The 11,295-nt window shown below is 35.3% G+C and carries 8 protein-coding genes; 3 read left to right on the top strand and 5 right to left on the bottom strand.

Going from position 1 to position 11,295, the window contains the following annotated elements; all coding sequences use genetic code 11:
• Window positions 1–571: 571 nt before the first annotated feature.
• A complete protein-coding gene (locus tag LEP1GSC049_RS223655) occupies window positions 572–1,885 on the top strand; it encodes a phosphatidylinositol-specific phospholipase C domain-containing protein (RefSeq protein ID WP_016560499.1) in 1,314 nt (437 codons plus the stop codon).
• A 373-nt stretch (window positions 1,886–2,258) separates the two neighbouring features.
• Here the strand turns inward: LEP1GSC049_RS223655 and LEP1GSC049_RS223660 are convergent, their stop codons facing one another.
• Window positions 2,259–3,116, bottom strand: a complete 858-nt coding sequence (locus tag LEP1GSC049_RS223660) for a pirin family protein (RefSeq protein ID WP_004761625.1) — start codon at window positions 3,114–3,116, stop codon at window positions 2,259–2,261.
• 99 nt (window positions 3,117–3,215) lie between these two features.
• The gene (locus LEP1GSC049_RS223665; protein ID WP_016750914.1) at window positions 3,216–4,433 is read right to left on the bottom strand and encodes a TCR/Tet family MFS transporter; all 1,218 of its coding nucleotides are present in this window, start codon (window positions 4,431–4,433) and stop codon (window positions 3,216–3,218) included.
• 202 nt (window positions 4,434–4,635) lie between these two features.
• Between LEP1GSC049_RS223665 and LEP1GSC049_RS223670 the strand changes: the two genes are divergently transcribed.
• Window positions 4,636–5,277 (top strand): DNA-3-methyladenine glycosylase family protein, encoded by a 642-nt coding sequence (locus tag LEP1GSC049_RS223670; protein WP_004753522.1) that lies wholly within the window; start codon window positions 4,636–4,638, stop codon window positions 5,275–5,277.
• A gap of 2 nt (window positions 5,278–5,279) precedes the next feature.
• Here LEP1GSC049_RS223670 and LEP1GSC049_RS223675 read toward each other — a convergent pair whose 3' ends face one another.
• Entirely contained in the window at window positions 5,280–5,807 is a 528-nt protein-coding gene (locus tag LEP1GSC049_RS223675; RefSeq protein WP_004759407.1) for a TlpA family protein disulfide reductase, read from the bottom strand.
• Window positions 5,808–6,026: 219 nt separating this feature from the next.
• Here LEP1GSC049_RS223675 and LEP1GSC049_RS223680 point away from each other — a divergent pair, with 219 nt between their 5' ends.
• Complete coding sequence (locus LEP1GSC049_RS223680; protein ID WP_004762938.1) at window positions 6,027–8,027, top strand: DUF1566 domain-containing protein; 2,001 nt, start codon at window positions 6,027–6,029, stop codon at window positions 8,025–8,027.
• Between the two features lie 525 nt (window positions 8,028–8,552).
• On the opposite strand, the gene LEP1GSC049_RS223685 is transcribed toward LEP1GSC049_RS223680, so the two are convergent.
• Together LEP1GSC049_RS223685 and LEP1GSC049_RS223690 are read right to left on the bottom strand one after the other, a co-directional pair.
• A complete protein-coding gene (locus tag LEP1GSC049_RS223685) occupies window positions 8,553–9,758 on the bottom strand; it encodes a hypothetical protein (RefSeq protein ID WP_004759443.1) in 1,206 nt (401 codons plus the stop codon).
• A complete protein-coding gene (locus LEP1GSC049_RS223690) occupies window positions 9,736–11,268 on the bottom strand; it encodes an MBOAT family O-acyltransferase (protein WP_016560512.1) in 1,533 nt (510 codons plus the stop codon). Before LEP1GSC049_RS223690 ends, LEP1GSC049_RS223685 begins: the two co-directional genes overlap by 23 nt.
• Between the last annotated feature and the right edge of the window lie 27 nt (window positions 11,269–11,295).

Genomic DNA, 11,295 nt, shown 5'->3' with positions numbered 1-11,295 from the left:
TTGAGTACAGTTAATTCTATCACAAAACACTGATTCCATGCAAAATATTAGGTACTTTATTATACAATTATGAGTAATAGTAAATTCGAGTTGATTTATTCTATAATTTTCAGCAGTAAAAAGTATAAAAAATAACACTATCGAGTTTATTTAAAAAATTAGAATATTAAGATTTTCCTTTTTTATGAAAAGAGTTGTTGAAAAATGAATTCTCCATATATTTCTATTTTATAGAAACAGTCAATTAAAGCAGTTTTGTTACTGATTCCTATAAAATTGAGTACCGGTTAATTCTATCACAAAACGCTGATTCTATGTAAAATATTAGGTATTTTATTTTATAGTTATGAGTAATCTGAAATATAGAATTTTTCAACAACTCTAATTTTTATAAAAAATCGTCTTTTCACCGTTCAACGAGTAAGTAAGTTCCTACACCTACAAAATATTTCCAATTTTGTCATTTTTATAAGTCAAAAATCAGTAAGTTTTAAACTTTCACTCTTATCATTCAAACTCTCTATCAATTTTTTGAGAGAAAAGCAAAAAAATATTATAATAGGTGAAAGTAATGAAAACAATTCTAACGATCTTTATCAGTTTTCTCTTACTCGGAGAAAATCTCTATGCAAATAGAGGAGCAGTAAGAGAAAACCCCATCGATGTCTTGGAAAGATCTCCAGAAAATAAAGCTCTTACTGCACAAAGAAAGGTTCAAGTCAGTATGAATCTTCCGTTAAATCGGGCTCTTTTTTTCGGAACTCACGATTCTTACAATAGTAGTGCTTATCGAAGAAATCCATCCAATCAAACTTATACGATTACAGATCAACTTCGTTTAGGCGCTCGTTATCTAGAATTAGAAGTTCATTGGACAAACGGTAGAAGCGGCGATAAAGAACTTCTTCTCTGCCGAGGTAGTAATCCAAACAATCATACTGGTTGTTATACCTATGATCTTACCCTTGAGGCTGGATTGAATGAAATCAGCCAATGGATTCAAAAACCTGAAAATCAAAATGAGGTATTGATTCTTTATTTCAAAGATCGTTTTGACGGACACGTTTCTGAATTTATGAGTAAAATTTCTAGCAAACTGGGATCTTTGTTGTATCGTCATCAATCGAGAAACTGCCTCAATCAATCTCCTAGTGTCATACCAAAGTTGGGAGATATGGTAAAAGTCAATAGACGAATTTTTTTAACAAGCAATAACTGCTATAACCAGGAAGTTTCAGATTCATGGGGATTTTACTTTAGAAAAGATCCTTTTGTATCTTTCCAACCAAGCGGTTTTAAAGGATACCCGGATTGTAACTTTTCGAGAGAAACCTATAATAGTACTTTAGTTCGAGTTTACAACGATACGATCGCAAGAAATGCGAGCGATAGAGGTGGTTCATTCACAAATAGTAATATTCAATCCATGCTCTCTTGTGAAGTTAACTTATTTGGATTTGATCAATTTAACGCCGATTTTGCAAAACAAGCAGTTTGGTCCTGGGATCCCGCTACTAATCAGCCTCTCAATCGAGAAGATCAAGAACATTGCGTGCGAATCGCTGCAAACGGAAGATGGTCCACTCATCACTGTGATATGAATCTTAAATTTGCTTGTAAAGAAAGAGATACCGGAAATTGGATCGTAACTTCCAATCGCCAAGGACCTTGGAGAGATGGTAGCAGCGCATGTCTTTTTTACTCTCAATCAAATTTGGGTCGTTATCAATTTGCCGCCCCCACAACTCCTTATGAAAATAAAAAACTACAAGACGCCCTAATATCGAGCGGTAATTCCCAAACCGTCTGGATCGATCTGACCAAAAAAGATGGAGATAATTGGGGTCCGGATACTACGTTAGAGGGATATTTTTCAGCTCCTTAAAAACAAAGAAAATAAGCCGTTTTATTTCATATAAAAACGGCTTATTATACTTTAGAGTTATATAATACTCCAAAACTTTATTATAAAGTGCCGTTTCACATAAGTTAGATAGAATCCAATGTGAAAGCGATTCTTATGTTAATGTGAGTTCAACGTAAGGAACCCATGATTCTGAAAAAAGTTGAAATCTGAAGTTTGTAGATCGATTTCTTAAATGTGGGAACTCTCACAAAACTTAGGTTTGTCCGTAAAATGATGTAGGAACTACCACGGTTTTTAAGCCCAGAAGGGCGCCATTTTGTCTAAACACTCTTTTTTATAAGAATCAGTAAAGACAGAATCAAAGTTTAAAAAAATATTATCATATTCTAATTTAAAATTCAGGTAAAGGAATCCTTTCCGTTTCGCCAGGAACCGCCGGAAAACGTTCCTGTTTCCATTCCAGTTTTGCTTTTTCAATTCTTTCTAAAGAAGTGGATACAAAATTCCACCAAAGATGTCTACGTTCTGGAAATGGAACCCCTCCCAAAAGAATCGAACGACTTCCTTCCTCGGAATAAAAAGAAACCGTTTCTCCTAAATCAAATACGGCCATATTTCCCATTTGAATTTTCTGGCCTTGAACTTCTAAACTTCCTCGCGCCACATACAATGCAGACTCTTGATCGTTAGGTATATTCCATTTTCCTTCTCCTCCCGCCCGTACTTCTAAGTCGGCATAAAAAAGAGTCGAATATACTTTTACGGGAGAACGTTTACCTAAAAATTCCCCTGCGGCCAATCTCAACTCCCAATCCTTTTCAGAGATCACAGGAATTTCATTTTTATCTAGATGAAAAAATTCGGGCTCTACTTCTTCCGACTCCTTAGGAAGCGCCACCCAAGTTTGTATTCCTTCTAAGATAGGATATTGTAGATCCAATTGAGATCGTTCACTATGTGCAATTCCAGAACCCGCCGTCATCCAATTGACTTCATAGGGACGAATTTTCATTTCGGTTCCAATACTATCTCGATGAAGTATGACTCCATCATAAAGATAAGTGATCGTAGCCAATCCGATATGAGGATGTGAACGAACCGTTAGTTCTTTTCCGGTTTGAATGGAGACTGGTCCCATATGGTCCACAAATACAAACGGGCCTACGTGGCGCGCTTCTATAGAAGGGAGTATTCTTCGAACCCGAAAATTTTCACCTAAATCTTTGATTACCGCCGAAATCACTTTCATAAGTTTATTATAAAAAACTAAAATAATTTTGTAAAGATTAAATCCTATAGAAAAAGTAGTTTAGAATTTATTTTTGAAAAACCATCGGAAGCCTTAAGATCATTCCGAATGATGTTTTCTAAGAGATCCGACCGTAATCCAAAGACTCGCAGCCGTCAATACAGTTCCCATCCATAAAGGTGCCTCTGGAGAATAAACAGGAGTTCCTTTTGCGGTAAAATAGGAGAACAGTCCTGTCATTAAAATCGGCCCCAGGATAGCGGTTACACTCATCAAACTAGTAAGGGCTCCTTGTAATTCTCCTTGTTCGTTTGGCGGAACTTGGGAAGACATGATTCCTTGAAGAGGCGGCATTGCAATTCCTCCCAAACAATAAGGTACTAAAAATACAAACATCATCCAACTTTGTGTTGCAAGAGCGAATAACGCATATCCTAATCCACTGAGCGCCAGCCCCAGATAAATACTTTTATTCTGTCCCAACGCCGGAAGAATGATCCTGATCAATCCGCCTTGTGTGATCGCATAAACGAGACCTACAACTCCTAGAGAATAACCCACCATCGCCTCGTTCCATTGAAATTTTTCCATTGTATAATAGTTCCAAGTTCCCTGTACCGAGTGAGCCGCTACGTTCATTAGAAAAAATGCAACTACTAATCCTATAATCATTGGATAACGTTTCAAACTGATAAGAGATCCGATCGGATTTGCTTTTTGCCATTCAAATTTTCTTTTATTTTCCGGAGTTAAAGACTCAGGCAAAATAAAAAAACCAAATAAACAATTTATAAGAGTAAGCGCAGCCGCGGCTAAAAACGGAGCTCTGGAACCGTATTGCCCTAGAACACCTCCGATCACCGGCCCTATAATAAATCCAAATCCAAACGCCGCCCCTAAAATTCCAAAATTCTGCGCCCTTTTTTCAGGAGGACTAATATCGGCGATATAGGCATAACCAGTCGTAAAACTCGCTCCCATGATTCCCGCTAGAACTCTTCCGACAAACAACCAAAAGATGGAAGGTGCAAAAGCTAAGAATAAATAATCCAACGTAAAACCGAAAAGAGACGCGAGTAGTATCGGTCTTCTTCCGTATCGATCACTCAATCCGCCTACAAACGGAGCACAAACAAATTGTACAAACGAATACGCAAACATCAAAAGTCCGCCATACCACGCGGCTTCGCTCAATGTTCCATGAGTCAATTCCTGAATGAGCTTTGGTAAAACTGGAATGATAATTCCAAATCCGATTACATCGATTAAAATGGTTACAAAAATAAAACCCAAGGCTGCGGGGCGTCTATGATTCATAACTCCACCCAATGAACTCTAAGTCTTTTGACAACGAAAAAATTATTCCTTGAGCAATTCCATCCAACCGCCAAATTAAAAACGAAACGCAGATCTGCTAAAATTTTGATATATTCCGAAAAACTACAGATAAAAATCTTTTTAATCGTGTTGTGATCGCAAGGACAAATCCTATAGTGTTTTCTAAAAGAAGATATTAAATTTGAAAGATAAAATCTTAAAATTCGAAAAGAAAGAATTTCATTCCATCTGCGATCTACTTTGCCAAAAGGATCGGGACTTACATTCAATTCTTCTAAAATACGGTTATCCTCCTTTTTGGAGTCGTAAACCAAATTTTGAAACCTTAGTTCACATCATATTAGAACAACAAGTTTCTCTTGCTTCCGCAAAGGCGGCATTGGTAAAACTGAAAAATAAAATTGGCTCCGTAACCGCTCCAAAGATACTTTTGTTAAGCGACATAGAATTAAGAGAATGTTATTTCAGTAGACAAAAAACCGGTTATGTAAGAGATCTTGCGGAGTTCGTTTTTTCCAAACGACTCATACTTGGCAATTTGATCTCTAAATCGGATCAGAAAATTCGTAAGGATCTGATAGCCGTAAAGGGAATCGGAAATTGGACCGTGGATATTTTTCTAATTATGGCTTTGCACCGAGCGGATATTTTTCCACTCGGAGATTTAGCGGCGGTTCAATCCCTAAAAAAAATCAAAAATTTGCCTGCAAATACTTCTAGGGATCAAATACTGTTTCTTTCTAAATCTTGGAAACCGTTCCGCTCGATCGCCACCATGTTGCTCTGGCATTCCTACATTCGAGAAAATAATATTAAAATTTGATCCTACTTTCCCCAAGAAGATAAAAATTTTTTCAAGTCATTCATTCCGGATTGATTATATCCTTCCGTTTTTAATAGAATCTCCCGTTGCGAATTCAAAATGAAAACGGTGGGCAAACCAACAATTTTGACTTGTTTATAACTAGAAGATAACGGATCCACCATCGTTTCCGCGTTATTTGATAGATTTAGTAAATTTGAATATTCTTTTCCGGTTTGAAAATCATCTCCTACAAATACGATCCAAAAAAACAACTTCCACCTTCCGGCCATCTCTATGTTTGTCTTTTTTACAAGATCTAAAAGAATCGGAACTTGCTCTTTACAAGGTTTACATCGAGAACCAGTAAAATTAAGTATCAAAATGTCTTTTGCAGAAAACTTTTTTAAAAAATCGGAAAGAACGACCCTTTCTTCCTTAAGATTATAAAACGCAAAATTGTCTAAAGGTTCTGAAAAGGTTGCGTCTAATGGCAAAATAAAAATTAAGAAAATATACTTCTTATAAAAGAATTTCACGAAAAATTCCATTGACGTCTTCTTTTTTGGGTATTTATACATTGGTTTTAGTTTCCGAAATTCTAATCGTTTTCGTTCAAAAAGATTGTAAATACTATTTTTAAGACTTCAAATAATTGTTTACTTTTCGATTGAGTTCAGTTCTTAATTGTTGAATATTAAAAAATTCTGAAAAGGAATCAAACGAAGTTTTATAACTGTTTTGAGATATATTCGTTTAGGATCATTTCGATGCGCTTCGGTTATCTTTTACTTCTTCTTTTTTTACTCTGGTTTCCTATCAGAGTTTTTGCACAAAACAAACATTCTAAAATTTACATCCATAAACTGTCGACAGAGGGTAATCTAAACTACGGTTTGGAAAACAGGTTTCGAAATGGAATTATCAATTCTATTCTTAGAAACTTCGAAGGTAAATATACAATCGTAGATGACGATTCCCTATCGATTCTTTTAAAACAAGTGGAAACCCTTCAGAAGATGGATTGTTCGGATGAAATTTGTATGAAACAGATCGCAGACGCGATCGACGCTAACGAAGTAATTTCCGGTACGATCTCTTCTCAAAACGGTCTTGTCTATGTGTCTTTACGAAATCAGATCAGAGATTCAAAAAATCTAAACTACTCTATCAAGTCTACGTTTCAAATGGAATTTCCAGAATTTCTTTTAGACTACTACGCCGGAGAATCAGGTAAAAAACTTTTAGACCTTCAATACAATCTCGATCCTCACAAGGTTCCCGCTTCTACAAACGGAAATCTTAGCGTAACATTTTTAAAAATCAAACCGGTTCCAGGAACTAATCTTAATTCTATGGAATTTAAAACCTCCGATAAAATTTTAACTGGAGTTTTAGAAGAAATCAAAGAAGAACTGAATAAGGCGGTCCAACACAGTCATTCTAAAGAATATACAGAATCCACCGAGATCTACAATCGGATCTTAAACGCGTTTAACGAACGCCTTTCGTCAGAGTCTCTGAAAAAATTAGAACCTTTTGTTCGGGAAATTCAAACGAGTATCACAAATAATTATAGTTTAGAATATAAGGAAAAGATAAACAATCTAGATCGTAATCTTTTCGATTCGAACCCGGAAGATTTAGAAAAACGTCTTTCCGATTATCATTCTCTTTTAAAGGAATATTCCTCTCAGGTCCCTGAAAAATACAGACAACTCCAAATTCTACAAAGTATTCAAGAAAGAAAAGAAAAAGTAGAACTTGCCCTATTCTCTTTAAAGGAAAAAGAAGCAGATAAGGCCTATTCTCAGTTCGATTTTTCTCTTTCTTCTAAACTATATTCAAATATTCTTAAAGAGTTTCCGGAAAAAACAAACGGGTCTTATCAATCGTTTCGAGAAACGATCGAAAAAAAAGCGGAAACTTCTGAAAAAACGGGACGTTCCCATTTATCCAATCGTTTGGAAACGATCTATCTTATTATCGAAAGAGAATTTACTGCGGAAGCTTTGGCAGATACGGAAGACGAAAAAGAATCTCATCAAAATAAGATTCATGAAACGTTTCGGGAAGGAATAGCAACTCTCGCAAAATCTGAATTTTCAAGTCTGATTCAAATCGATAGAATCAAAAAAGAAATCAAACGAGTAAACCAAAAACTGAAAATTCCCATTTCTTTTCAAGTTCAATTGAATTCACTTTTGCATGAAGGTTTAGAAACTAAAAATCCTACTCAGATTGTAAATAGCCATCTGCTCGGAGCGGACTGGGAAAGTAAAACAGGTCTTTTTTGGGGTTCCGCTAAATCTAAACTCAAGGAAATTTTAGAAAGTACGGTTCAAGTTGGAAATTCAAGTAGAGAACTTAAAAAACTTTTCACCATCCATTTCGAAAACGAAACGATTCAATTAAAAGATTCTAAAAAAGAAATTTCTAATATTCAAAATTTTAATTCTGAAAGAAAAAAGATCAAAAAATCCGTCACTCAAAAAGAAAAATTTTGGGAACATTCTAACGGTAGTTATAATTGGTATCAAGCAAACCAAATTTGTAGCTCCAGAGATCTTAGACTTCCGAGCATTGAAGAATTAGAAGATTCGTATGAAAGTGGTGAAACAGAATCCTGGATTGAAAACGATTCCGACAAAAGGTATTGGTCTTCCACGATCTCTATCGGTGAAAACGGCGCCTATAACTTGGATGTATTTAAAGGTGAAATCCGCTGGGATCATCTTAGCAATTACGCCGGAGTTCGTTGTTTGAAGTAATTGCAATTTCTTCAAAAAATTTCTTTTTGAACTTGTTCTTTTTTGCAAATCCCAATTCACTTTTTTAGATTCAACAACACGTGGTAGTTCCCACATTTCCATAATCGTTCATATAAAATTTGAATGTAGGAACTATTACTTTTTTACAAAACAAGAACTTTCAAAAAATAGAATGAACTCCAAATGAGACTTAATTTGTGGGAACTCTCACAAATTTCACATTTTACTGTAAAATCCTGAAAATGCGGAAGCTATTACAAACTCAAACCCTTAAATTAAAATTTATAAAACTCTAATATATGAATTTAAATTAAGGTGAATTCTACGTAAGAAACTCATGATTCTGAAAAAGTTGAAATCTGAACTTTACAGATCGATTCTTTTAATGTGGGAACTCACACAAAACTTAGGTTCGTCTGTAAAATGATGTGGGAACTCTCATAAATCATGATTTTACGAACAAATTCTAAAATTGTAAGAACTACTACTTTTAGGAAATTTTTTCTTACGGCAACTCACATTAAATTAATAACCTAATTTACGAAACATCTCGTTTACTACTTTTGCACCCTGACAATTGAGATGAATCTGATCCGAATAATATTCAGGTTTCATAAACTGTTTTTCAAACTTTAATACTTTTAAATGAGGATATTTTGTTTTAAGAGGTTCAAAAGCGTTCCAAAATTTCGAAAAATATCCAGTCGGTTCGATATACTCCGGAAAAGGCATTACGATATAATAAACGTCTATGTTTTGAGTTTCTGCGTATTTCAGAAAATCCTCAAACGCGCTAAAATCAAAAACGGGCTCCGTCCCGTAAGGAGCGAGAGTTTCCTCTTTCAGTTTTTCCCGACTCATCTGATAAAGTATCGCGTGTTGAGGTTTGATTCGATCGGAGATATTCAATCCTCCGTTTTGAAAATTTAGCTTTTCCGCAATCCATCGATTGTCCCTAAAATTACTTTCAGGAGGCATACAACTGGGAATGTACAATTCCTCACATCCACAATTTAATTTCATAGTCGCTTCGGCGTTTTTATAATTTTCATAAGAAAACACATTCAAAAGCGCTTTACGATAACGATACGTGGAAAATAAATTCGGAACCGAAGCGGACAATACGTAAACTAACTCAGGGCCCTTATATTGTTCGAACATTTCTCCTATGGAAAACAAATGAAGAATCCTATGAGAGAAAAACTTCCAATTGATTTCGGATGCAGTTTTTCGCGCATTTGTCGAAACTCCATCCATTACAAAATTATTATATGTTAAACCGGCAAAAAATCTATTTTTCAAATATTCCAAAAGACTCATATTTGGTTGAACGTATTTTACAAGACTTGGATCTACGATCGGATCCCCGTAACCTCCGGAAATCAATCCAGGGCTGGAAGCGAAAAGTATAAATTCCGGCTTTTGATTTCCCGCGTCTAGATACTTCTTTAAATAATAGGAGTAGTATCTTGCTCCCATTGCGGGTAGACTAAAATTATAAACTTTCGATTCTCGAGAAGGTATCAGAGACATACTTCTGGAATCGCCAAATACAAGTCCTTTGTAGTCCAAAACTCCGGACTCCATCTTTTTTCGTACGTTATTAACTAAAAAAACTTCAGTGTGTTCGTAAAAATAGATCTCTGTAAACTTGGCGATGATTTCTACCGAAACCAAAACCATCAACAAAATCAATACTACCTTATTTTTAAAAAGCGAAGTAAATGACATTTTTACCAAACACACCTTTTAAAACTATACAATAAAAGAAAAATAAATACGTAAGTACCCTTACTAGTATAGGTTTTTCGAATATAAAAAAAGCTGAATTATTTTTATAATGAAAGTAGTCCCATACCAAAAGAGGTCCGATTAATTTTAATATCTCGGTAAGATAATTGGAAACACCGATTTGATCGTTTGGTCCTTTGAGGATGAAAAAATTCTCCACGATGTTGGTAAATAATATCTTTACGTGATTTCCATCGTAACTTCTAAAAAATATAGAAGACATGGCAAACATGAACATGGTAAAAAAACAAGACCAAAAGAAAAATCCCTTCGTAAAAAAGGGACGATTTAAAAAAGTAAATTTGAATTTTACGAAAATCTTAAGCTTTTCAAAAGGTTCCCTAAAAACCATATAAAGTACGATATAAAGTCCGCAACAAAGTCCCCAAAGTGCAAAATTCCAACTCGCACCGTGCCAGATTCCGGAAAGCCCGAATATTAAAAACAGATTTCTATAATTATAAAATTTACTGACTTTACTTCCGCCTAACGGTATATAGACGTAGTCTGTAAACCAACGATTGAGAGTAATGTGCCACCTGCGAAAAAGTTCTCTAAAATTTACGCTGAACTCAGGAGTGATGAAATTTTCGCTCAGATGAAATCCCAAAAGAAAAGCACAACCCCTTGCGATATAAGAATATCCGGCAAAGTCGCAATAAATCTGAAAGATAAACGCGCATAACGCAAGAACCGTGTGAATAGCGGAATGTCCTCCCGCAAGTTCCGGATTGGATTTATAAAGTCCGGGACTTTCGAGCAACACTAAATCCGCAAGTTCCGCGAGATTATCCGCCACGTAGGTTTTCATATAATAACCCACAAGAATCAAAAGACAACCCTTGTAAAAAAGATCTAAATCTATCTTTCTATCCTTTTTAATTTGGGGAAGAAGATCTCCCGCCCTTTCGATCGGCCCCGCGACTAGTTGCGGGAAAAAACAGACAAAAAGACAAAAGTCCATCAGATTGGTTTCTGCTTTGAGTTTACGAAAATATACGTCGATCACGTAGGAAAGGGTTTGGAACGTAAAAAAACTGATTCCCACCGGAAGTATAATTTGAAGAAATATATCATCCCTAAAAAGTGTAGAATCCTGTGCACCCAAAAACGCAACAGAGGTTTTTAAAATCGCACTTAGATTCTCTATAAAAAAATTATAATATTTGAAAAAACCCAACATCCCCATATCAATCACAATAGCCAAAAACAAAAGGCGACCCCTGATCGACTCTTTTTGCTCCATCAGAAGAGCGATGTAAAAATTGGAAACGGATACAAATATGATTAGAACCAAAAAGATCCAATCCCACCATCCGTAAAATACGTAGGAAGCGATGAGTAAAAATAAATTCTGGATTGTTCTGGAAGTTTTTCTAACGGCAAAAAAATAACAAAAAGCTAATACGACTAAAAAGAAATAAATAAAAACGGCCGAGTTGAAAATCATCTTTGATAGACCGATTTAAAAAACGGC

It is taken from the genome of Leptospira kirschneri serovar Cynopteri str. 3522 CT (assembly GCF_000243695.2).
Taxonomy (GTDB): Bacteria; Spirochaetota; Leptospiria; order Leptospirales; family Leptospiraceae; genus Leptospira; species Leptospira kirschneri.
Note: the sequence above shows the minus strand (reverse complement) of the source record. Positions and strands in the feature narration are given on the sequence as shown.

Coding starts and splice junctions, on each gene's coding strand:
- LEP1GSC049_RS223675 (WP_004759407.1), bottom strand. CDS start 5,807: ATGGAATTTTTCGTGAAATTCTTTTATAAGAAGTATATTTTCTTAATT.
- LEP1GSC049_RS223660 (WP_004761625.1), bottom strand. CDS start 3,116: ATGAAAGTGATTTCGGCGGTAATCAAAGATTTAGGTGAAAATTTTCGG.
- LEP1GSC049_RS223685 (WP_004759443.1), bottom strand. CDS start 9,758: ATGTCATTTACTTCGCTTTTTAAAAATAAGGTAGTATTGATTTTGTTG.
- LEP1GSC049_RS223690 (WP_016560512.1), bottom strand. CDS start 11,268: ATGATTTTCAACTCGGCCGTTTTTATTTATTTCTTTTTAGTCGTATTA.
- LEP1GSC049_RS223665 (WP_016750914.1), bottom strand. CDS start 4,433: ATGAATCATAGACGCCCCGCAGCCTTGGGTTTTATTTTTGTAACCATT.
- LEP1GSC049_RS223680 (WP_004762938.1), top strand. CDS start 6,027: ATGCGCTTCGGTTATCTTTTACTTCTTCTTTTTTTACTCTGGTTTCCT.
- LEP1GSC049_RS223655 (WP_016560499.1), top strand. CDS start 572: ATGAAAACAATTCTAACGATCTTTATCAGTTTTCTCTTACTCGGAGAA.